The 21,967-nt window shown below is 60.8% G+C and carries 18 protein-coding genes and 5 tRNA genes; 4 read left to right on the forward strand and 19 right to left on the reverse strand.

Features of this window, described 5'->3' with window-relative positions:
- Positions 1 to 196: 196 nt before the first annotated feature.
- From carB to rpsF, 12 genes are all read right to left on the reverse strand, one after another.
- Positions 197 to 3,511 (reverse strand): carbamoyl-phosphate synthase large subunit, encoded by a 3,315-nt coding sequence (carB, locus tag PMX72_RS09185; protein ID WP_271729810.1) that lies wholly within the window; start codon positions 3,509 to 3,511, stop codon positions 197 to 199.
- A gap of 1 nt (position 3,512) precedes the next feature.
- Positions 3,513 to 4,952 (reverse strand): glutamine-hydrolyzing carbamoyl-phosphate synthase small subunit, encoded by a 1,440-nt coding sequence (gene carA, locus PMX72_RS09190; RefSeq protein WP_118065898.1) that lies wholly within the window; start codon positions 4,950 to 4,952, stop codon positions 3,513 to 3,515.
- Between the two features lie 208 nt (positions 4,953 to 5,160).
- Positions 5,161 to 6,126: a hypothetical protein gene (locus PMX72_RS09195; protein ID WP_117564028.1), complete on the reverse strand. Its 966-nt coding sequence runs from the start codon at positions 6,124 to 6,126 to the stop codon at positions 5,161 to 5,163.
- A 19-nt stretch (positions 6,127 to 6,145) separates the two neighbouring features.
- A complete protein-coding gene (locus PMX72_RS09200; RefSeq protein ID WP_271729809.1) occupies positions 6,146 to 7,918 on the reverse strand; it encodes an ABC transporter ATP-binding protein in 1,773 nt (590 codons plus the stop codon).
- Positions 7,919 to 8,102: 184 nt separating this feature from the next.
- Entirely contained in the window at positions 8,103 to 8,798 is a 696-nt protein-coding gene (locus PMX72_RS09205; protein WP_192934495.1) for an NUDIX domain-containing protein, read from the reverse strand.
- 21 nt (positions 8,799 to 8,819) lie between these two features.
- Positions 8,820 to 10,124 (reverse strand): phosphoribosylamine--glycine ligase, encoded by a 1,305-nt coding sequence (purD, locus tag PMX72_RS09210; RefSeq protein ID WP_271729808.1) that lies wholly within the window; start codon positions 10,122 to 10,124, stop codon positions 8,820 to 8,822.
- Positions 10,125 to 10,242: 118 nt separating this feature from the next.
- On the reverse strand, positions 10,243 to 11,529 hold the full coding sequence (locus PMX72_RS09215) for an adenylosuccinate synthase (protein WP_055251352.1): 1,287 nt from the start codon (positions 11,527 to 11,529) through the stop codon (positions 10,243 to 10,245).
- A gap of 93 nt (positions 11,530 to 11,622) precedes the next feature.
- A complete protein-coding gene (gene dnaB, locus PMX72_RS09220; protein WP_006235827.1) occupies positions 11,623 to 13,020 on the reverse strand; it encodes a replicative DNA helicase in 1,398 nt (465 codons plus the stop codon).
- A gap of 218 nt (positions 13,021 to 13,238) precedes the next feature.
- Complete coding sequence (gene rplI / locus PMX72_RS09225; RefSeq protein ID WP_022094073.1) at positions 13,239 to 13,778, reverse strand: 50S ribosomal protein L9; 540 nt, start codon at positions 13,776 to 13,778, stop codon at positions 13,239 to 13,241.
- Between the two features lie 15 nt (positions 13,779 to 13,793).
- Positions 13,794 to 14,060, reverse strand: coding sequence for a 30S ribosomal protein S18 (rpsR, locus tag PMX72_RS09230; protein WP_006235829.1), 267 nt, complete (start codon positions 14,058 to 14,060; stop codon positions 13,794 to 13,796).
- A gap of 72 nt (positions 14,061 to 14,132) precedes the next feature.
- Positions 14,133 to 14,585 (reverse strand): single-stranded DNA-binding protein, encoded by a 453-nt coding sequence (locus PMX72_RS09235; RefSeq protein WP_006235830.1) that lies wholly within the window; start codon positions 14,583 to 14,585, stop codon positions 14,133 to 14,135.
- Positions 14,586 to 14,633: 48 nt separating this feature from the next.
- Positions 14,634 to 14,927: a 30S ribosomal protein S6 gene (rpsF, locus tag PMX72_RS09240; RefSeq protein WP_006235831.1), complete on the reverse strand. Its 294-nt coding sequence runs from the start codon at positions 14,925 to 14,927 to the stop codon at positions 14,634 to 14,636.
- A gap of 505 nt (positions 14,928 to 15,432) precedes the next feature.
- Here rpsF and PMX72_RS09245 point away from each other — a divergent pair.
- The 4 genes from PMX72_RS09245 (at position 15,433) to PMX72_RS09260 (ending at position 18,032) form a co-directional block, all read left to right on the forward strand.
- A tRNA-Ser gene (locus tag PMX72_RS09245) sits at positions 15,433 to 15,523 on the forward strand.
- A gap of 48 nt (positions 15,524 to 15,571) precedes the next feature.
- Positions 15,572 to 15,662 (forward strand) — tRNA-Ser (locus tag PMX72_RS09250).
- 428 nt (positions 15,663 to 16,090) lie between these two features.
- Positions 16,091 to 16,780: a trimeric intracellular cation channel family protein gene (locus PMX72_RS09255; protein ID WP_233539158.1), complete on the forward strand. Its 690-nt coding sequence runs from the start codon at positions 16,091 to 16,093 to the stop codon at positions 16,778 to 16,780.
- A gap of 106 nt (positions 16,781 to 16,886) precedes the next feature.
- Positions 16,887 to 18,032, forward strand: a complete 1,146-nt coding sequence (locus tag PMX72_RS09260) for a bactofilin family protein (protein WP_271729419.1) — start codon at positions 16,887 to 16,889, stop codon at positions 18,030 to 18,032.
- A gap of 128 nt (positions 18,033 to 18,160) precedes the next feature.
- On the opposite strand, the gene typA is transcribed toward PMX72_RS09260, so the two are convergent.
- From typA to PMX72_RS09295, 7 genes are all read right to left on the reverse strand, one after another.
- Positions 18,161 to 19,999 carry a translational GTPase TypA gene (gene typA, locus PMX72_RS09265; RefSeq protein ID WP_055287536.1) on the reverse strand — a complete coding sequence of 613 codons (1,839 nt, stop codon included), beginning with the start codon at positions 19,997 to 19,999 and terminating at the stop codon, positions 18,161 to 18,163.
- 117 nt (positions 20,000 to 20,116) lie between these two features.
- Positions 20,117 to 20,566 (reverse strand): hypothetical protein, encoded by a 450-nt coding sequence (locus PMX72_RS09270; RefSeq protein ID WP_089572580.1) that lies wholly within the window; start codon positions 20,564 to 20,566, stop codon positions 20,117 to 20,119.
- A 30-nt stretch (positions 20,567 to 20,596) separates the two neighbouring features.
- Positions 20,597 to 20,953 (reverse strand): hypothetical protein, encoded by a 357-nt coding sequence (locus PMX72_RS09275; RefSeq protein ID WP_055251342.1) that lies wholly within the window; start codon positions 20,951 to 20,953, stop codon positions 20,597 to 20,599.
- A 30-nt stretch (positions 20,954 to 20,983) separates the two neighbouring features.
- Entirely contained in the window at positions 20,984 to 21,484 is a 501-nt protein-coding gene (locus PMX72_RS09280) for a bifunctional nuclease family protein (protein WP_271729417.1), read from the reverse strand.
- Between the two features lie 182 nt (positions 21,485 to 21,666).
- A tRNA-Ile gene (locus PMX72_RS09285) sits at positions 21,667 to 21,743 on the reverse strand.
- Positions 21,744 to 21,747: 4 nt separating this feature from the next.
- Positions 21,748 to 21,823, reverse strand: a tRNA-Ala gene (locus tag PMX72_RS09290).
- Positions 21,824 to 21,890: 67 nt separating this feature from the next.
- Positions 21,891 to 21,967, reverse strand: a tRNA-Ile gene (locus PMX72_RS09295).

Below are 21,967 nucleotides of genomic sequence, written 5' to 3' on the forward strand. Positions count from 1 at the left end.
TCTAACGAACGACGGCGCCCACACTCACTTTTTATTCAGCCCTAGTCATCGCGCAAAGCCCCTTCGGCAGCACACGGTGCAACCGAGTCACCGTAGGCCGGGGCGGAGGGGGCTGAGTTTCCCCCTTCGCTCCGGCTGCAAGCAGAGTCGCTCAGTGAGAAACTCAGCCCCCTCCGCCCCGGCCGGCCAGCTCAATCTACACCGTGTACTGCGGCAGGTCCTGCAGGGCGATGACGTCCATGCCCATGTCGTTGGCGCTGCCGTGACCCTGCTGGTCCTCGCGCACTGCCTCGATGGCACTCACATACGTGTTGGCGGCAGACATCGCGGTCACGCAGGTCACACCGCGTCGCACCGCCTCGGTGCGCAGCAGATAGCCGTCGCCGCGCGAGCCCGGACCGTACGGCGTGTTGATGATCACCGCGATCTTGCCATCGGCGATGAGGTCGCCGATGTTGGGGCGCTCGCCGTCGTGCGGGCCGCTGATCTTTTCCACGATTTCGCAGGTCACGTTACCGCCGCGCAGCACGCGCGCCGTACCTTCGGTGGAGCAGATATCAAAGCCCAGGTAGCGCAGGGTGCGGACGACCGAAAGAATATGCCGCTTATCGCGGTCGCACACGCTAATGAACACCTTGCCGGCGCTCGGGTCGGGCAGCTTGTAGTCAATCGCCAGCTGCGTCTTGGCATATGCCTCGGGATAGCTCTTGGCAACACCCATGACCTCGCCCGTCGACTTCATCTCGGGCCCCAGGATAACGTCGGCTCCCGGGAAACGACCCCAGGGCATAACGGCTTCCTTCATGCAGAACCAGTCCAGCTGACGCTCGTCGCTCGGCAGGCCAAGGCTGGCGATGGAATCGCCTGCCATAATGCGCGCCGCGCACTTGGCCAGCGGCACGCCGGTTGCCTTGGAGATGAACGGCACGGTGCGGCTGGCACGCGGGTTGGCCTCGATCACGTAGACGGTCTCGCCCTTAATGGCGTACTGCACGTTGACCAGGCCGCGCACGCCCAGCGCCATCGCGATGCGGCGCGTGGTCTCGCGGAGCTTCGCCTGCAGGCTCTCGCTAAAGCTAAACGGCGGAATGCAGGTCGCTGAGTCGCCGGAGTGAATACCGGCTTCCTCGATATGCTCCAGGATGCCGCCGATGTATACCTCTTCGCCATCGCACAGGGCGTCGACGTCGGACTCGATCGCACCCTCCAGGAAGCGGTCCAGGTACACCGGGTAGTCGGGGCTAATGCGCGCAGCCTCGGCCATGTAATCGCGCAGATGCTCGGCATCGTAGGCGATCATCATGCCGCGGCCGCCCAGCACATAGCTCGGGCGCACCAGCAGCGGATAGCCGATGTGCGCGGCCACGGCCTCGGCCTCCTCAAACGAGATGGCTTGGCCCGCCGGCGGGTACATGATGCCCAGCTTGTCGAGCAGGGCGGCGAAGCGCTCGCGGTCCTCGGCAAAGTCGATGGCATCGGGCTTGGTGCCCATAATGTTCACGCCGCTCTCCTCGAGCATGCGCGCCAGCTTAAGCGGGGTCTGGCCACCGAGCGTCACCACGACGCCGTCGGGGCGCTCGACATCGATAACGTCCATGACGTCCTCGTAGGTGAGCGGCTCAAAGTACAAGCGGTCCGAGGTGTCGTAGTCAGTCGAAACGGTCTCGGGGTTGCAGTTGACTATGATGGTCTCGAAGCCGCGAGCCGCCAGTGCGTAGCTCGCGTGCACGCAGCAGTAATCGAACTCGATACCTTGGCCAATGCGGTTGGGGCCGGCGCCCAGGATCATCGCCTTGGGCTTGTCCGCCGGCGTGGTCTCGTCGGGAGCCACGCACTTCTTGGCATCCGGGCTCGTGCGGAAGATATTCTCGTAGGTCTTGTAATGGTACTCCGTGGCGCTCGAGAACTCCGCAGCGCAGGTATCGACCGTCTTCATGCTGGGGACCACGCCCAGACCCTTGCGATAGGCGCGCACAAAGCGCTCGTCCGAGCCGGTCAGCGCGGCAATCTCGGCGTCGCTCGTGCCGTACTGCTTGAGCAGGCGCATCGCGTCGGCGTCGATATCCTCCACACGCAGGCCGCGGATGCTCTCCTGGACCTGCACCATGTCGTTGATACGGTTGAGGTACCACGGATCGATACCGCAGATGGCATGGATGTGGGCGATGTCCCAGCCACGGCGCAGGGCCTCGACCACAAAGAAGATGCGGTGCTCGGTCGGGGTTGCCACGGCCTGAGCGAGCTCATCGTCGCTCAGCTTGTCGGCACCCTCCTTGCCACCGGCGCAGATGCCCTGGTGACCGTCCTCCAGTGAGCGCATGGCCTTGCCGAAGGCCTCCTCAAAGGTGCGGCCGATCGCCATAATCTCGCCCACGGCCTTCATGCGCGTGGTGAGCGTAGGATCAGTGCCTTTAAACTTCTCGAAGGCAAAGCGCGGCACCTTGACGACGCAGTAGTCGATTGTGGGCTCAAAGCAGGCGGGCGTTGCCTTGGTGATGTCGTTGACGATCTCGTCGAGCGTGTGGCCCACGGCCAGGCGAGCGGCGGCCTTGGCGATGGGGAAGCCCGTGGCCTTGGAGGCCAGTGCGGACGAACGGCTCACGCGCGGGTTCATCTCGATGACGATCAGGCGGCCGGTCTGGGGGTTCACGGCAAACTGCACGTTGGAGCCGCCGGTCTCGACGCCGATCTTCCCCAAGATGGCGAGCGAGGCGACACGCATGCGCTGGTACTCAAGGTCGGAGAGCGTCTGCGCCGGCGCCACGGTGATGGAGTCGCCGGTGTGCACGCCCATGGGGTCGAGGTTCTCGATGGAGCACACGATGATGCCGTTGCCGGCGTGGTCGCGCATGACCTCCATCTCATACTCTTTCCAACCCTCGATGGACTCCTCGACCAGCACCTCATGGGCAGGCGAGAGCTCAAGGCCCTGGCTCACGATGGAGACGAGCTCCTCGTGGGTATGCGCGATGCCGCCGCCGGCGCCACCGAGGGTAAAGCTCGGGCGCAGTACGCAGGGATATCCCACACGCTCGGCGATAGCCTCGGCGTCGGCCACGCTGTAGGCATAGCCCGAGCGCGCAACCTCCAGGCCGATCTCGGCCATGGCCTCGTTAAAGAGTTTGCGGTCCTCGCCGCGCTCGATAGCGGCCAGGTCGCAGCCGATCATCTCGACGCCGTACTTGTCGAGCGTGCCGTCCTTTGCCAGCTCGACGGCGGCGTTCAGACCGGTCTGGCCGCCCAGCGTGGGCAGCAGCGCGTCCGGGCGCTCTTTCTTGATTACGCGCTCGATAAACTCGGCGGTGATGGGCTCGACATAGGTGCGGTCGGCAAGACCCGGGTCGGTCATGATGGTCGCCGGATTGGAGTTGACCAGGATGACCTCAAAGCCATCCTCCTTGAGCACCTTGCAGGCCTGTGCGCCGGAGTAGTCGAACTCACAGGCCTGGCCAATGACGATAGGGCCCGAACCAATAACGAGGATGCGCTTGATGTCAGTACGTTTAGGCATGTTAGTTCTCCTCGGTCGCAGCGTTCTCGGACTCGGCGAAATTCCAGCCGGCGAGGCGGTCCTTCGCGGTGTCGATGTCCAGGTAGTTCTCCTCGCCGTCCATGAGTCGCGTAAAGGCGGTAAAGAGATAGTGGGCATCGGTGGGGCCAGGCGAAGCCTCGGGGTGGTACTGGACCGAGAAACACGGGGCGTCGAGCAGCTGGATGCCCTCGGCGGTGCCGTCGTTGAGGTTCACATGTGTCAGGCGAATGCGACCAAAGCGCTCGTTCATCACGACCGGCGCGATGCCGCGACGCACCCAGGCGCGCAGGTCACCGTCGGCCGCATGCTCGGTTTCGCCGCCGGAAAGCTCCGGAATCAGTTTGCCCAGACTGGGGAACAGCAGGCCAAAGCCGTGGTTTTGCGCGGTGATCTCCACGCGACGGCTCACCAGATTCATAACCGGCTGGTTACCGCCACGGTGACCGAATTTAAGCTTTTCCATTTGGGCGCCGCAGGCCAGGCTGATCATCTGGTGACCGAGGCAAATGCCAAAGACCGGCACCTTGCCGATCAGCTGCTGTACCTGCTCATAGGTCTCCACCACGGCATCGGGGTCGCCGGGGCCGTTGGACAAAAAGACGCCATCGGGATTCATGTCGAGCACCTGCTGGGCGGGCGTATCCCACGGCACGACGGTGAGATCGCAGCCGGCACGGACCAGGCCCTCCAGAATACCGCGCTTCACACCGCAGTCGTAGGCGACCACTTTGTGACGGGCAGGAGCGGCAGCCGCAAGCGCAAAGTCATGCGTGGCAGGCAGGTCGGCGGCCACAAACTCGTGAGGCGCGGGGCAACTTACGGTCTTGACCAGGTTCTCGCCTACCAGCGTGGGCGCAGCGGACAAGCGCTCGGCAAGCTCGTCGACGTCGAAGATCTCGGTCGAGATAATGCCCATCTTGGAACCATTGTCGCGCAGATGGCGCACCAGAGCGCGGGTGTCGATACCCTCGATAGCGACGATGCCGTGAGCGCGCAGGTACTCCGGCACGCTGACGGCCGAGCGCCAGTTAGAAGGCGTGGCGCACATATCGCGAACGATCATGCCGCGCATAGCCGGAGCGCTCGCAGGGCGCACGGCGTCGCCGGGGAAGGCCGACTGGACATCGGTCTCGTCGATACCGTAATTGCCGATCTGCGGATAGGTCATGGTTACAATTTGGCCGGCATAACTCGGGTCGGTCATGACCTCAAAGTAGCCCTCGAGCGAGGTGTTGAAGCAGACTTCGCCGGTCGCGGTGCCCTCGGCGCCGCATGCACGTCCATAAAAAATGGTCCCATCCTCAAGATACAGGATACAGGGACCGCAGGTGCCCTTGCTGGTTTTGGCCAGCATACGCTGGCAAAGCTCGCTGGGCGCGAAGGTGCGGGCGGCAGCGCCCGCGGTATGGTTGTTCGCCATAATTCTCCTTCCCGGTCTCACAGGACCGGCTTAAAGGTGTGTAGTTAGGCCTCGCGGTATTGTAACCGCAAGCATGCCTCATGGCGTTAATTTCATCGAAATGTTTACGAAATGATAATTATGACTTTCTATGCATAATGATTATTTAATCCCCGTCCCAGAAAAATTATCCCGCGTGGGCTTGTGGCTCACGCGGGATAATGGCCTCTTACTTTTGCTTGTCCTGTTCCAGCAGATCGGACGGTGAGCGATCGGGCTTGCCGCCGCGGAAAATCTCGCGGCCATGCAGACGATGCTCCAGGTCACGTTCGGCCTTTTCCTCGTCAATCTTGGTCTGGCTCACCACCGGGTCCTCGATCAGCGACGAAACCGAGTTCACCTGTTTTTGAATGCGCTCGGCAATGGTGTCGTCCATGCTTACGATGCGCATCTTCCAGTCGATACTCGTGGCGTTGGATGAGCTCTTGGTCCACACAAACGTCAAAATGGCGCTCTGATGACCCCGCGCGGGAAACATGCCAAAGAAGGAATCGTGCTGAATGTTGCTATCCTCGTCGATATAGGCGTGAACGTTATACACCACGCGGTCGATCTTATCGTTGAGCAGCGCGTTGGTCGCAAGCGCAGCGGCCTGAATCTGCCCGTTGGACAGCAGCTCGAGCTCGTTGGCAGACGATGTGTCCAACACCGTCACCTCGACCGTGCCCGTACGCTCATCAGCTTCATCGACGGTAAAGTCGAGCGGGAACTGCGTAAAGCCGTTGCCCCACTCAAGGCCGCCCTTCAGCGCCGTCGAAACGGTATCCACCGAAACGCTCTCGGACAGGTTGGCGGTGTTCAGGCGTCGCATCACGCCGTAGCCAATCTGCATGCCCACAATCAGCACCAAGATGCCGATGACCACGGCCATGGCAGTCTTCGTAATGGTATGGCTCACCTGCGAGCCCGAAGGGTCGTCCTCGGACAGCGGGTCGATATGTTTTGCCTGGCTCGCGCGGTCCTCGCTGCGCAGCTGCGCTAGCGCCGCTTTGTCACCGCGCTTGGCCGCAGCCTCCTTCTCACGCATGCGCTCGGTTCGCTTTTTGGCAAGCGTGGGATCCAAGACACCGGATGCATCGATTTCGGAGAATAACTCCGTCACTTCTTCCGGAGTCAAAGGGTTCTTGTCAGCCATAAACTTCCTGTCATATCAATCAGTCGAGCTCGTGCGCACGCGCACCTTCGAACTGCATTCGATAGTAACGGGCATAGGTGCCGCCACGGGCGAGAAGCTGTTCATGCGTGCCACGTTCCACAACGCGACCATGCTCAACGGTCGCAATCTCATCGGCGTGTTTAATGGTCGAGAGACGGTGGGCGATGATGATTGTGGTACGGCCGCGTGCCAGCTCTTCGAGCGACTCCTGGACCGCCTCCTCGCTCTCGTTATCCAAAGCACTCGTCGCCTCGTCCAAAATCAGGATCTTGGGGTTCTTGAGAAACACGCGCGCAATGGCAACGCGTTGCTTCTGTCCGCCCGAAAGACGGCTGCCACGCTCGCCCACGACCGTGTCATAACCCTGTGGAAGCGACTCGATAAAGGCATCGATGTTGGCGCGACGGGCGGCCTCGGCGATCTCTCCTGCCGTAGCGCCCGGCTTGCCGTAGGCGATGTTCTCGCCAATCGTGCCGTCAAACAGATAGACATCCTGCTGCACCAGGCCGATGGCGCGACGCAGGCTCTGCTGCGTCACATCGCGCACGTCCTGGCCGTCGATGCTAATGGATCCGGCAGCCACGTCATAAAAGCGCGGCAGCAGCGAACAGGTCGTGGACTTGCCGCCGCCCGAAGGGCCAACCAAAGCGATGGTCTGCCCAGGCTTGATGGACAGATTCATATGGTCGATAACGGGACGCTCTTCGGCATCGCCCTCGCCCAGCTCAACGTCCTCGTAGTTAAAGCACACGTCGTGATACTCCACGGCGCCGGCAGTCACCTGCAGATCCGTAGCGCCCGGCTTGTCCTGGATATCCGGCGCGGTCGAGAGCACCTCGTCCATGCGCTTAAAGCCGGCGATGGCCTTCTGATACGTTTCGGCCGAATTGACGAGTGTCTCGAGCGGCGTGCAGAACAGCGAAATATAGAGTGCAAAGGTCGCCATATCGACCGCCTGCAGCTGTCCCTGGGCGACCAGCCAGCCGCCCAGCAGCACCACGATCACATAGAGCACACCCGAGAGCAGGCCATACGTCGCGGTATAGACGCCCATGGCGTGATACATGTTCTCCTTGGACGAAAGGTAGCGATTGTTGGAGGCGCGGAACTTGAAGCGTTCGGTCTCCTCATTGGCAAAACTCTTGACCACGCGCATGCCCGCCAGCGAATCCTGCAGCTGCGCATTGATGCCGCTGATCTTTTTGCGGTTGTCGCTAAAGACCTCGCGCATGCGCATGTTCTGCCAAAACATGATGACCGCAAACGCCGCCGTCACCACGGCCATGGCGAGCGCCAGCACCGGGGCGATGGTAAAGAGGATCACAAACGAGCCGATAATCTCGATGCCGCAGATGATGATCCACTCGGGCACGTGGTGCGCCGCCTCGCAGATATCGAACAGGTCGTTGACCACGCGGCTCATCATGTCGCCCGAGCTGTTGCGGTCAAAGTACGCAAAGCTAAAGCGCTCATACTGGTCAAACAGGTCCTCGCGCATCTTGGACTCCATACGCGCGCCCATCACGTGACCCCAATAGCTCACAAAATAGCGGCAGGCGCAGCGGGCGGCATACATCAGCACCAAGCCCACCGCGATCATGCCGAGCGCCTGCATAATGACAGCCTGACCCTGAGTAAAGAGCCCACCGGTCAAATTGCGCAGGATAATGGGGAACGCCAGGTCAATGGCGGCAAGCACCAGAGCACAAACAGTATCAGCAACAAAAAGCCCCATCTGGGGCCTGTAGTAAGAAAGAAACCTCTTCAGCATAATCACCTTACGCGGTTTTACCAAACCGCGTTTCGTCTCGACGCTGCAAGTGCTCCATTTGGACAATCTGGCCTTCAATCGTCGGTCGCGTATATCCATACGCTTCCCTCCTCTTTTGGGCCACCTTGTCTCAAATGGAGCACTTTCGCTGACTTACACAAACCTGCGGGATCATCCCCGCTCGTTAAAGCTCCGCACCCCCAAGGCGATGCGCGATGCTATCGCAGGCCAAGGCGCCCACGACGGTCTTGGCGTCTTCGATCTTGCCGTCGAGTACGGCGTCGATCAACTCGTGCAGCGGCACCAGGTCCACGTTGACAAACTCGTCATCATCGGGGTTGGGCGCATCAAACTCGAGCTTGGTAGCCAAGTAGATGTGGATGATCTCATCGCAAAAACCGCAGGACGTGACAATCGACGTCAAAAAGCGAATACGACCAGCCCTAAAGCCCGTCTCCTCATGCAGTTCGCGCTTGGCGCAATCGAGCGGGTCCTCGCCTGGATCGAGCTTGCCGGCGGGAATCTCGACCGTCACGCGGTCGATGGCGGTGCGGTACTGACGCACCAGTACGATCTTACCGCTCTCGGTCAGCGCCACAACGGCCGCCGCACCCGGATGGCGAACGATATCACGGGCGCTGCGGCGACCGTTGGGCAGCTCAACCTCAAGACGGTGGACGTCGAGGATCTTGCCCTTCCAGGCGCACTCCTCCGAAAGAATCTTCTCGTGCAGCTCGGCATCGTGCGGGTCATCGTCGCCCAGCACCAGCGCCGACTCGTCAGCGACCTCGCCGCCGGGTTCGCCCTCGGCGTGCCCATACACGCGGCTGTCTTCCTCGACGATCTGCGCATCCACGAGCTCTTCGTTCTTTTCGTCCATCCGTCTCATTCCTCTCGGACTTTAGGCATCCCAGGCGTCGCGGCCGCGCAGCGCGCGCAGGCCGATGTCGTGACGCAGGGTCTTACCCTCAAAATCAATCTTCTCGCAGGCCTCGTAGGCAAGGTTGCGAGCGTTCTCGAACGTGTCGCCCAGAGCGGTCACGGCAAGCACGCGGCCACCATTGGTCACGAGCTGGCCGTCCACCACGGCAGTGCCCGCGTGGTACACGGTCACGTTCTCCATGGCCTCGGCATCCTCAATGCCAGTGATGACCTTGCCCTTCTCGTAGCTGCCGGGATAGCCCGCGCTCGTCAGGACAACGGCCACGGCCCACTCGTCACGCCAGTCGAGCTCAATCTGATCGAGCTCACAGTTGGCGCAGGCCAGCATGACCTCAACCAGGTCGTTCTTAAGGCGCGGCAGCACGACCTGTGTCTCGGGGTCGCCAAAGCGGGCATTGAACTCCAGCACCTTGGGGCCGGCGGGCGTGAGCATAAAGCCGCCGTACAGGCAGCCGCGGTAGTCGATACCCTCGGCAGCAAGCTCGGCAACGGTCTGCTCCATGACCTTCACCATGGTGGCGTGCTCCTCGTCGGTCACGACGGGCACCGGGCTGTAGACGCCCATGCCGCCGGTGTTGGGGCCCTTGTCGCCCTCGAGCGCGCGCTTGTGGTCCTGCGAGGTGGCCATGGGGCGCACGGTCTTGCCGTCGGTAAAGGCCAAAAGCGAGCACTCGGGGCCGGTCAGCATCTCCTCGATAACCACGGTGTTGCCGGCATCGCCAAAGGTGCCGCCAAAGCACTCGCGCACGGCCTCCTCGGCCTGCTCAAGTTCGGTCGCCACGATAACGCCCTTGCCCGCGGCAAGGCCGTCGGCCTTGACGACCAGCGGAGCGCCCTGCTCACGCACATAAGCAAGAGCCGAAGCCTCGTCGGTAAACGAGCCGTAGGCTGCCGTCGGAATGCCCGCGCGCTCCATGAGCTGCTTGGAGAACAGCTTGGAGCCCTCCATCTGGGCGCCCTCGGCACCCGGGCCAAAGCAGGGAATACCCGCCGCGCGCACGGCGTCGGCCACGCCCGCCACGAGCGGAGCCTCGGGGCCAATTACCACGAGTCCGCATCCGTGGCTCTGCGCAAACGCCGCCACGGCCGCAGGATCGCAGTCGTCGAGAACAACGTTCTCGCCGCAGCTCGCGGTGCCGCCGTTGCCCGGCGCGATGTAGAGCTTGCCGGCGCGCGGTGATGCTGCGAGCTTAGCTGCCAAAGCATGCTCACGGCCGCCGCTGCCCAACAACAGGATGTCGATGGTTTGAGTGTCCGCCTTCAAGGGTGCCTCCTCTATGGATGAATGGCCCGCTCCGCGCGAGCCCTTTGCAAGCAAATATACCCCTCGGCCGCCCGCTTGGGCTGCAAAGGGGTATATCGCAATAACCAAATAGTCCCGATTACTTCCAGAATCGGTTGATGATCTGCTCGCGACCGGCGCCGACACCAATGAACGTCACGCGGGTGTGTGCCAGATCCTCGATAAACGCCACGTAGTCCTGAGCCTCCTGCGGCAGCTCATCAAAGCTGCGGCAACCGGTGATGTCGCACTTCCAGCCGGGGAGCTCCTCGTAGATGGGCTTGGCATGCTCAAAGCGCACCTGATGCTCGGGCACGCTGGTGTAGCGCTCGCCATCGACGTCGTAGGCCACGCACACCTTGATGGTGTCGAAGGCCGAAAGCACGTCGAGCTTAGTCAGGGCGATATCGGTGAGGCCGTTGACGCGTGAGGCGTAGTTGGCGATGGGGCCGTCGAACCAGCCGCAGCGACGACGGCGACCGGTGGTCACACCGTACTCATAGCCCTCCTCGGTCAGCGTGTGGCCGGCCTCGGACTCATAGGAAAGCTCGGTGGGCATGGGGCCCGAACCGACGCGGGTGATATAGGCCTTCATGACGCCCAGCACGCGGTCGACGTTCTTCATGCCCACGCCGGAGCCGGTGATGGCGCCGCCGGCGGTGCAGTTGGAAGACGTCACGTACGGATAGGTGCCGTGGTCGATGTCGAGCAACGTCGCCTGGGCGCCCTCAAACAGCAGGTCCTTGCCCTCATCGATCATGTTGTTGAGCAGCAGGCTCGTCTCGGTGATGTAGGGACGCAGGCGCTCGGCCATGGGCAGGTACTCGTCGCAAATCTGGTCCACGGTGTAGGTGGGCAGGTTGTAGATGAGCTCGAGCTCGGGGTTCACGCGGGCGAGAGCGGTCTCCAGCTTGTCGCGGAACAGCGCCTCGTCCAGCATATCCTGCATGCGCAGGCCAATGCGGGCCATCTTGTCCTGGTAGCACGGACCGATACCGCGCTTGGTGGTACCGATGTTCTTCTTGCCGAGCTTCTGCTCAAAGGCGCCATCCAGATCGATGTGGTACGGCATGATGACATGCGCGTTGCCACTAATCTTGAGGTTCTTGGTGGTGATGCCGTCGGCCTCGAACATGTCGATCTCCTCAAGGACAACCTTGGGGTTGACGACGCAGCCGTTACCGATCACCGACACGTGGTCGGAATACATGATGCCGGAGGGCACCTGGTGCAGGCCGTACTTCTTGCCGTTGACGACGATGGTGTGACCGGCGTTGTTGCCGCCCGAGTAGCGCACGACGGCATCGAAGTCGCCGGCGACCAGGTCGCAAATCTTACCCTTGCCCTCATCGCCCCACTGGGCACCGACCAAAACGGTTGACGGCATGTTTACTCCTTACATTCATGGACTGTCTACGCGCCACGCCGGCACGCAGAAGCACAAAACATTCCCAGTATACCCGTGCAACGGGCGCCTGTCCTACTCCTCGGCATGTGCCCCATCAAGCTCATAGAACTTGGTGGATGCCGGCAGGAACATCAGGTCGACGTCGCCGATCGGGCCCGAACGGTTCTTGGCCACGACGATACGCGTAACGCCCTCGTCGGGTCGATCGTCGCGCGAGGCTTCGGCCTCGTCGGCGGAGCGGTCCAAGAACATAACGATATCGGCGTCCTGCTCGATGGAGCCCGATTCACGAAGGTCGGAAAGCTGCGGGCGCTTGCCGGTACGGGATTCGACCTGACGCGAGAGCTGCGACAGCGCGATGAGCGGGATCTTGAGCTCCTTGGCCATGATCTTCAGACCACGCGACATCTCGGAGACCTCGACGGTACGGCTCTCGGAGCGGCGTCCCGGCGGAGGACTCACCAGCTGCAGGTAGTCCAGGATGATGATGGCCTTCTCCTTGTTGTGGAGCATGCGGCGGCTCTTGGCGCGAATTTCGGTCACTGTGGTGCCGGGCGTATCGTCAATCAGAATATCGAGCTTGGACAAGGTCTGCGTGGCCTCGTTGATATTGGCCCACTGCTCGGGGCTAATGCGGCCCATGCGGAAGTCACTGATCGAAATCATGGCGTAGGCGCAAATCAGACGCTGGGCAATTTCCTTGCCCGACATCTCCAGAGAGAAGAAGCCGACGGTATAACCGGCGGCGGCGGCGTTGAGCGCCAGGTTCAGGGCGAACGACGTCTTACCCACAGCAGGGCGGGCGCCGATGATGATGAGCTGGCCCTCGCGAAAACCCATGAGCATGCGGTCGAGCGACGGGAAGCCCGTGGGCACGCCCGCAGCCTGGCCGCCGGCCTGGCACACTTCCTCGGCCTCGTTATAGGCCTCGACCATAAACTCGGTCAGCGTCTTGTAGCTCGACTTGACCTCGCGCGCCGTGACCTTGAGCAACTTGCTCTCGGCCAGCTCCACGACCTCTTTGGTGTCGGTGGGGGCGTTGTATGCCAGCGCGTTGATCTCGTTGGTGGCGCCGATCAGCTCACGCAGCATCGAATCGCGGCGAACGATAGCGGCATGGTGCTGCCAGTTGACGAGCGACAGGGTCTGACCCATCAACTCCAAAATGTACGCTTCGCCGCCCACGGCATCGAGCTTGTTGATGCTTCGCAGGTAATCGATCAGCGAGATGGAGTCGATGGGAATGCGGCTGTTGTACATATCGACCATCGCGGTATAGATGGTCTTATGAATGGGCCGGTAGAAGTCATCGGGCTGCAGCTCGACCTGGGCCTCTTCGACTACCTCGGGCGATAGCAGCATGGCGGCCAGTACATTGGCCTCTGCATCTTGGTTTTGGGGGAGACCCAACTTGGAACCACGGTCCTCGACCGTCAACCCGGTCTCCCTATCGTCATATGCCATGAGCATCCTCATTCATATCGCTTGCGAGCATCCATAGTATCAGTCACAGTCCCAAAACGGGCCGCGCCCCGGCAATCATCACCGGACGAAACGGATGAACGGTCCTGTATATAGGACTTCGACGCAACGTTCACCATGACACTCACTCAGCGCAAAAAACAAAAGGGCGCCCTGGTTTCCCAGAGCGCCCTTCTTAGAACAAGATTGTTGCGTTGCAGCAAATGCTACTCGGCAGCAGCCTCAGTCTCGACCTCGGCGGTCTCGGCCTCGGCGACCTCAGCGGCCTCCTCGACCTCAGCCTCGGCAGCGAGCTCCTCGGCGGTAACGCCGACGAGAACGACAACCTCGGCCTTGATCTCGCGGTACAGCGAGATGGCAACGGTGTGGGCACCGGCAACCTTGATGGGCTTACCGAGCTCGACGCGCTTGCGGTCGATGTCCATGCCGAGCTGAGCCTTGATGGCGTCAGCGATCATAGCGGCGGTAACGGAGCCAAAGAGGATGCCCTCGTCGCCGACCTTGACGTCAACGGTGACCGTCTTGCCCTCGAAGGCAGCCTTGGTCTCGTTGGCGGTAGCCAGACGGACGGCCTCGCGCTTGGCGATGTTGTTGCGACGCTCGTCAAGCTGCTTGAGGTTGCCCTTGGTGGCGGCAACAGCGAGCTTCTTGGGGAACAGGAAGTTCTCAGCGTAACCCTGAGCGACCTCTACGACGTCACCCTCGCCGCCCTTGCCCTTGATCTCATCGAGAAGAATAACCTTCATGATGCGTCTCCCTTCTTAGCCGCGGTCGCGGTTGCCACGAGAGGAAACCACGGGGACGGTGTACGGCAGGAGAGCCATCTCGCGGGCGCGCTTGATGGCGTTGGCGATGTCATGCTGATGCTGCGTGCAAGCGCCAGTGACGCGACGGGGCTTGATCTTGCCACGGTCGGTCATGTACTTACGGAGAAGCTGAGTGTCCTTATAGTCGATGAACTCAGTGTTCTCCTTGCAGAACTGGCAGTACTTACGACGCGGCTGACGTGCAGAAAAATCATTAGCCATGTCAAAATACCTTTCATTTGGCAACTTCGGCGAACCGAAGCCGCCTCTCACTCAAAAATAGGTGAACAACCCTTAGAACGGGATGTCCTCATCGTAGACGTCGACCGCGGGCGGCGTGGCCACCGGTGCGGCAGGACGTGCTGCGGGCGCGGGAGCTGCGGGGGCGTAACCGCCCTGATCGTAGCCACCCTGGCCACCACGGGAGCTCATAAACTCGATCTCATCGACGATGACTTCAAGCTTGCTCCGGCGCTGGCCGTCGCGCTCCCAAGAGCTGTAGCGCAGCTTGCCCTCGATCGCGACCTTGTTTCCCTTTGCCAGGAAACGGCTCACGGCCTCGGCGCGGGTGCCGAACATAGTGCAGTCGACAAAGTTGGGATAGTCCTCCCACTCGCCAGTCTGCGCGTTGCGGCGACGATCGTTCACGGCGACGCCAAAGGACAGAACCTGGGTTCCGCCGGCAGTGGCGCGCAGCTCGGGATCGCGGGTGAGGTTACCGGTGATGTTCACTCGATTGATGCTCATAACTCACTACTTCCTCTTGGGGCACAAGCCCAGTCCAAAACGACAGTCTTACTCCTGGTCGTCGCGACGGACGATCATGTGGCGGACCACAGCGTCGGTGATGCGCAGGACGCGATCAAGCTCGGCGATCTGGGTAGGATCTGCGTGGAAGTTGATGAGGGTGTAGTCACCATCGGTGAGGTCGTTGATCTCGTAGGCGAGCTTGCGCTTGCCCCACTCGTCAACGGAGTCGACCTTGCCAGCGCCCTCAGCGATCGTGGTATCGATACGCTTCATAACAGCGAGACGAGTCTCGGGGTCGAGCGACGGGTCAACAAAGAACAGCAGTTCATAAGCCTTCATATTGTCACCTCCTCTGGGCAAATGTGGCTTCAGGTCGTGAAGGTGCGCCTGAAGCAGGAAAAGACTTGGTAATAATATCTTTCAACCTCCTAGGCTGCAAGAATATGCAGCTACAACCTCATGACCTCCACATATGCCCATACTCACACGACGTTTCATGCGCATTCCAACCAAATGCTGACCAAAAGCTTGACGGATCTGTTGACAAGATACGGTGCCGTGGGGACAAGCTGAGCCAAGCCGCAGGTCAACGGGCACAAGGCTGTGGTCGCAAAATGCATACCAGTGGCCCACAGCACCACCCAAAGATTTTTAAATTCATTGCCAAGTCGCTTATGAATACCCTTTTTTGAACAATTGAGTTGATCAACCACGCTGGTCGGAAGCCGTTTTTTGGCACCTCAAGCCCCACTGCAGCGCCAAGCACGGCCAAGCGTTTTAAAAAATGCCAACTTTTCTGTTTGCACTTTGCGATTCCTCGTGTATACTGACTTTCGCATTTAACGGAGAGTTGTCCGAGTGGCCGAAGGAGCACGATTGGAAATCGTGTAGGCGTCAAAAGCGTCTCCAGGGTTCAAATCCCTGACTCTCCGCCAGTTAATTCCAAAGCAGGCCTTCGAGCCTGCTTTGTTTTTACCCCACGCGGAGGGGTGGCAGAGTGGTTGAATGCGGCGGTCTCGAAAACCGTTTGGCCTGTATAAGGTCACGAGGGTTCGAATCCCTCCTCCTCCGCCATTTTGGTTGAGAAAGCTCCCGAAAACGGGGGCTTTTTTGTTTAGAGTCCCTTACAAGCAAATACGGCGGAGGAGGAGGGATTCGAACCCGCCAGGGCGCGGAGCGTAAAGAAAACGCGCCACTGGCGCGTTTTTAGCGCAGCGCGGTCGGTGCAAGCCGACCGAATAAATTTTGAGCTCCGCTCAAAATTTGGACATCCCTCCTATTCAGCCACGTCCCCCATTGCTTTCGATTGCACCTTGAATCTCAAACATGTACGTCACCCTCCAAAACCGACATTTTTCGACATCTTTGGAGGCTGATGTACATGTTTGGTACCCATGACCGTTCCCAGTCCCGACCGTTTACCGAGCAATAGGGTCACCACGCCCGCCAACCATGTACTATGTACGGGCATTGTCTAAACCCGCAACCAAAAGGACCCCATCTTGCCCGTCGTCGCCGCTATGACTGTTACTTCACACGCCTCGGATGCCATGGTCGCTATCCCATTTTGGCTCGAGATGTTCGCCGTTGTCGCGGCATCGATCTCGGGCGTGCTGGTCGCTCGCGAGCACAAGCTCGACCTGGTGGGCGCGGTCGCGCTCGCGGTGGTCTGCGGTCTGGGCGGCGGTCTCTTGCGCGACATGACGCTGCAGGTGGGCAACGTCTACATCCTCAACCAGCCGATGGCGCTCCCGCTTTCCATTGCCACGGCAGCCATCATCTACATTTTCCCGGCAATCGTCGACAAGCCCGAAAAACTCATTCCCCTGCTCGACATCATCTCAGTCGGCATCTATGCAGCAACCGGCGCGGACAAGGCGTTGGTGTACGGATTTGCGCCCGCCGTATGTATCATGATGGGCTTCTTTACCGCCGTGGGCGGCGGCATGCTGCGCGACGGCTTTATGGGCGTGGTCCCGGGCATTTTCCAACGCACCAACTTCTATGCCATCGCGGCCATCGCCGGATCGGCAAGCTATGTAGCCCTCGTCATGAGCGGCCTCATGAGCAATGTTGCCGCGCTGGTCGTATGCGTTGTGGTGACCATGGGGCTGCGTTGGCTATCACTGCGCTTTGACATTAAAAGCCCTACCGAGGAAGATATCGCGCGCTTCTTGCACCGTAAAAAGTAAACAGCACGGCACGACCCTTCGAAATGCAACCGAGAGGTTCTTTTAGAGCGCCCACGCGTTGGGTACCCTGTTAGATACCTGTCGAGTATCTAACGAAGGATTCACTATGCCTTGCAACCAAGTACCGTCGATCCGGCGCCACAAAGCGCAGGCCCGCATCACCATCCTATTCGCGCTGATTGCGCTCGCGCTCACCGCACTTCCCACGGTGTCGTTCGCCGGCACCGACACCGCGGGAAACGTGCTCGCAACCGAAGTTGACTCAACTCCGTCCGGTATCGAAGGCGACCTGTACTGGGCCGGCCAAAGTCTCAACCTAGACGACGCCTCCATCGGCCGCGATATTATCGCGGCGGGTGAGAACCTGTCGATTCGCGATTGCACCGTAGGCGGCGCCGTTCGTCTGGCGGCACGCACCATCGATATCGCCAAAACCGCAATCGATGGCAGCGTCACGGTGGCCGGCCAGCACGTCGTGCTCAACACCGGCAGCACCGCCAACTGTTTTTACGCGGCGGGCGAAACGGTCGCCCTGCGCGGCTCCGCCAAATCGGCGGCGCTTGCCGGCGACACCGTTACCATCGACGGCACCGTCGATGGCGATGTTGAAGTCTGGGCCGACAAGCTCATCCTGGGTAAAAACGCCCGCATCACCGGCACGGTGAACGCCCACGTCTCACAGGACCCCGAGCGGGCCGAGGGCGCTCAGGTTGGAGCCCTCAAGATCGACCGGACCGAGAACGAGAACACCTCTACGGTCAACGACATGATCGGCGGCATCGTTGCCGCAGCGCTTTCCACCTGCTTTGTCGCTATCCTGCTTGAGCTTGTCTTTCCGCGCGCAACCGCCAGCGCCGCTGGCATGCTCCATCAGCATCCCATGCCGCTGTGGGTAAGTGGCCTTCTGGGCACGGTCGCCATCGCTCCCGCCGTCCTGCTGCTTATCATCTCGATTGCAGGCCTGTCGCTCGCCGGAGCCCTCATGTGCAGCATCATCGGCATCGCTTTGGTCTCGGCGGCATTTACGGGTACCGCGATCGCACGCATGGTCGGACACAACCAAAACCGCTTCGCCATGGCCGCCGCGGGCGGTATCGTCGCGGGCGCGCTCACGGCACTTCCTCTTATGGGCAACTTTGTCAGCGGCGTAGCCTTCGTCTTCACGCTCGGCTACGCCATCCAGATCATCTGGCACAACGCCCACCTCAAGCCGCAGCAGCCGGCTAACACGCCAGGCCTTCCCACCGCCTAACCACCAACCACCACAAAGGGGACAGGCACCTTTGTGGTGGCGTAGGCCGCATCAATCCCCATGCACCAAAAAGGGCGCCGACCATTGCGGTCGACGCCCTTTCTCATTAAAGCTATAAAGCCCGGCGCTTATTTGTTGACCTGACCGGCACGGACGGCGGCCTTCTTGCGGTCGGTGGCATTGAGCAGACGCTTGCGCAGGCGAATATTCTTGGGAGTGATCTCCACCAGCTCGTCATCGGCGATGTACTCCAGCGCCTCCTCCAGCGAGAAGGTGCGGGGCGGCACCAGCTGCACGGAAATATCGGAGGTCGAGGAACGCTGGTTGCCCAGGTTCTTGGTACGGGCGATGTTGACGACCATGTCGCCGGCCTTGCTGCGCTCGCCCACGATCATGCCCTCGTAGCACTCGGTGCCCGGCTCAACAAACAGCTGGCCGCGCTCCTGCAGCGTGCCCAGGGCATAGGCAACGGCCTTCTCGGTGGTCATGGAGATCATGGCACCGTTCTGACGGTTGCCGATCTCGCCGGCGTAGGGACCGTACTCCAGGAAGGTGTGGTAGAACACGCCCTCGCCGTGGGTGACGTTCATGATGCGGTTCTTAAGGCCCATGATGCCACGCGTCGGGATCTTAAACTCAAGGTGCGTCACGATGCCCGAGGTATCCATGCTCGTCATGATGCCGCCGGAGGTACCGAAGACCTCAACGACCTTGCCCGAGTACTCGTCCGGGCACTCGACGACGGCCTGCTCGACGGGCTCCATCTTGTTGCCGTTCTCGTCCTTCTTAAACAGAACGCGGGGACGGCCGACCTGGAACTCAAAGCCCTCGCGGCGCATGGACTCCATCAGGACGGACAGGTGCAGGATGCCGCGGCCCGAGACCTCGACGCCGCTCTTGTCCTCGAGCTCCTCGATCTTCATGGTCACGTTGTTCTCGGCCTCGTTGAACAGGCGCTCCTTGAGCTGACGGGCGCCCACGATGTCGCCGTCGCGACCGACGAGCGGGGAGGTCGAAGCCTCAAAGACGATGGACAGGGTCGGCGGGTCGATCTCGATGGGCTCGAGCTCAACGGGGTTCTCGGGGTCGGTGTAGACATCGCCGATATCGGTGCGGTCGATGCCCACAACGGCGGCAATGTCGCCGGCGCCGACTTCCTGGCACTCGGTGCGGCCCAGGTAGTCGAAGGTAAAGAGCTGCTTGACGGTAGCGGTTGCGCTGGAGCCGTCGTTCTTGACAACCAGGATCTGATCGCCCTGGTGAATGGCGCCGGAATACACGCGACCGATGCCGATGCGGCCGACAAAGTTGGAGTGGTCGATGGTCACGCACTGCATGGCCAGCGGGGCGTTCTCGTCAACCTCGGGGGCGGGCATGTCGTCGATGATCATATCAAGCAGCGGATACATGTCCATGTTGCCGTCGTTGGGGTCAAGACGGGCAAAGCCGTTCATGGCGCTGGCGTAGACCACGTGCTCCATGGCGAACTCGAGCTGGTCGTCGGTGGCACCCAGGTCGGCCATAAGGTCCAGGCAGTCGTTGTAGGCCTTCTCGGGGTTGGCGCCCGGACGATCGATCTTGTTGATAACGATCATGATCTTGAGGCCGGTGTCGATAGCGTGACGCAGCACGAAGCGGGTCTGGGGCATGGGGCCCTCAAAAGCGTCGACCAGCAGCAGGGCGCCGTCGGCCATACGCAGCACGCGCTCGACCTCGCCGCCAAAGTCGGCGTGGCCCGGGGTGTCGATGACGTTGATCTTGACGTCCTTGTACTCGATAGAGATGTTCTTGGCGAGAATCGTAATGCCGCGCTCGCGCTCCTGGTCGTTGGAGTCCAGGACGCGATCCTCGACCTGCTGGTTGGCACGGAAGGCGTCCGTGGCACGCAGGAGCTTGTCGACCATCGTCGTCTTGCCGTGGTCGACGTGGGCGATGATGGCGATGTTCCTCAGATTGTCTACGCGCATGTAGTTCCCCTATCTTCTATCCATATACAAACGGCACGCGTATGCGGCCCGCCCAGCGATACAACGCTCAGCGGGAATATTGAGCCTTTTACCGAAAACTCGTTTATTTTAGCGATTTTAGATAAGAGGGGTTTCCTCACCTGCAGGTTCAGGGTCGCTCCACATAAAACCATCGCCGGCACCCATGCCCTCATACAGCACGTATGCCGAAAAACCGCTCTCGAGCGTGGTTTCGAAGAAGCTCACGAGCAGGGCGTCGTGATAGCCGCCGTCAATTTCGACACAACCGGTGTAGCCGATGGCATAGCGGGCGATACGGCCCAGGCCCTCGTCCTTAAGACCCATCTTGTGCTCGGAGATAAAGTTGGTGGCAGCCTCCAGGCATGCCTCCTCGCCATCTTCGTCGAGCGCGGCCAGATAGCGGTTGGAAGCGGCGTCCTCAATTGCCACAACCACGCCCGGGTTCTCGCCCGCAGCCAGATCGTCCAAGAAGGCGCCAATCAGATCGCACACCATGGCGTCGAGCTCGGCGGAGACGTTACCGGCGTCCTGCATATCCTGTGCCATCTTTAGACCTTCCCATCGAGTCTGGCGTCGTTACAGTTCTTGTGCCTCGGCAGCAATCTTGGCGGCAGCGTCGCGGGCGCGCATCATATCCATCGCGCGCTTATCGAGTACCTTGATCTGGTTGGTCAGCATTACTGCATCGACCACGCCCCAGATTACCAAGCCCGTTGAAATCGAAAACCCAAGCGCACCAACTGTACCACGAAGGCGCGAGCAGATTGCCGCGACAAGGGCGGAGACGACAACCATCTTGATAAACGAGCCGCGGCGCTCGCGAAGCGTGCGGGCCTGCGTCACATAGGCAATGCGAGCCGCCTCAGAAGCCTCCGAGCGCATCTGGGCTTCACGCGCGATGGCGGCCGCTTCAGCCGATACGCGGGTACCCATCAGCGACCTCTCCGCTCGCGTGCCAGACATTTAGAAGTCATCGGGGGAGAGCGTATGGACGAACTCGTCGAACTTCTCGAACTCCTGCTCGTCGTCGACTTCCTCGGCGTGGGTAGAAACAGTGCCCAGGCGATTCATGATGTCGTCCTCCACAAACATGGGGGCATTGCTGCGCACGGCAAGGGCAATGGCGTCACTGGGGCGGGCGTCGATCTTGCGCTCCTCGCCATCGACCAGCACGACAATCGTCGCGTAGAACACCGGCGGCTCGGCGCGAACGATCTCGATGCGCTCGAGCTTGGCGCCCAGGGCGTCAACGGTATCGAGCAGCAGGTCATGGGTAATCGGGCGCTCGGCGCGGCCGCTATCGATGCCGCGGCTGATGGCAGCAGCTTCAAACGAACCAGTCTGAATGGAAAGGGAACGCAGCGGCGCGGGCGAGTCCGATTTGCTGCTGCGCTCACGAAGTACGATAAGCGATGGCACGGGACCGGCGGCCATGACGATGGTCTCTATGTCGACACGAACCATGGAACACCTCCGGTACGTAGCGGTTAACACGCGGCAGCCCGCCGCATTGAATAGCTATACTACCCAAACTTTCGCACAGCACACAAAATCAAAGTAGTTAATTTGGGACGGGGGCTTTGACTACTTTCTGTAGGTAAGAAAAAAGCCCCGAGGTAACGCCCCAGGGCTCTTCACGGTTTTGATGGTGGACCTGACAAGATTCGAACTTGTGACCTCCCGGTTATCAGCCGGACGCTCTAACCAACTGAGCTACAGGTCCATCATGGTGGAGGTTAGGGGGATCGAACCCCTGACCTCAGGCTTGCAAAGCCCGCGCTCTCCCAGCTGAGCTAAACCCCCACGGAGACAGTAATAAACACCCCAGCGGCGACTCGGCTCTCGCTGGGGTGTTTATTGCGAAAGAAAGTGGTGGACCTGACAAGATTCGAACTTGTGACCTCCCGGTTATCAGCCGGACGCTCTAACCAACTGAGCTACAGGTCC

This window comes from Collinsella aerofaciens, from assembly GCF_028207065.1.
In the GTDB taxonomy this organism is placed as follows: domain Bacteria; phylum Actinomycetota; class Coriobacteriia; order Coriobacteriales; family Coriobacteriaceae; genus Collinsella; species Collinsella aerofaciens_AR.

Coding starts and splice junctions, on each gene's coding strand:
- carB (WP_271729810.1), bottom strand. CDS start 3,511: ATGCCTAAACGTACTGACATCAAGCGCATCCTCGTTATTGGTTCGGGC.
- carA (WP_118065898.1), bottom strand. CDS start 4,952: ATGGCGAACAACCATACCGCGGGCGCTGCCGCCCGCACCTTCGCGCCC.
- PMX72_RS09195 (WP_117564028.1), bottom strand. CDS start 6,126: ATGGCTGACAAGAACCCTTTGACTCCGGAAGAAGTGACGGAGTTATTC.
- PMX72_RS09200 (WP_271729809.1), bottom strand. CDS start 7,918: ATGCTGAAGAGGTTTCTTTCTTACTACAGGCCCCAGATGGGGCTTTTT.
- PMX72_RS09205 (WP_192934495.1), bottom strand. CDS start 8,798: ATGGACGAAAAGAACGAAGAGCTCGTGGATGCGCAGATCGTCGAGGAA.
- PMX72_RS09215 (WP_055251352.1), bottom strand. CDS start 11,529: ATGCCGTCAACCGTTTTGGTCGGTGCCCAGTGGGGCGATGAGGGCAAG.
- dnaB (WP_006235827.1), bottom strand. CDS start 13,020: ATGCTCATGGCATATGACGATAGGGAGACCGGGTTGACGGTCGAGGAC.
- rplI (WP_022094073.1), bottom strand. CDS start 13,778: ATGAAGGTTATTCTTCTCGATGAGATCAAGGGCAAGGGCGGCGAGGGT.
- rpsR (WP_006235829.1), bottom strand. CDS start 14,060: ATGGCTAATGATTTTTCTGCACGTCAGCCGCGTCGTAAGTACTGCCAG.
- PMX72_RS09235 (WP_006235830.1), bottom strand. CDS start 14,585: ATGAGCATCAATCGAGTGAACATCACCGGTAACCTCACCCGCGATCCC.
- rpsF (WP_006235831.1), bottom strand. CDS start 14,927: ATGAAGGCTTATGAACTGCTGTTCTTTGTTGACCCGTCGCTCGACCCC.
- PMX72_RS09260 (WP_271729419.1), top strand. CDS start 16,887: ATGCCTTGCAACCAAGTACCGTCGATCCGGCGCCACAAAGCGCAGGCC.
- typA (WP_055287536.1), bottom strand. CDS start 19,999: ATGCGCGTAGACAATCTGAGGAACATCGCCATCATCGCCCACGTCGAC.
- PMX72_RS09270 (WP_089572580.1), bottom strand. CDS start 20,566: ATGGCACAGGATATGCAGGACGCCGGTAACGTCTCCGCCGAGCTCGAC.
- PMX72_RS09275 (WP_055251342.1), bottom strand. CDS start 20,953: ATGGGTACCCGCGTATCGGCTGAAGCGGCCGCCATCGCGCGTGAAGCC.
- PMX72_RS09280 (WP_271729417.1), bottom strand. CDS start 21,484: ATGGTTCGTGTCGACATAGAGACCATCGTCATGGCCGCCGGTCCCGTG.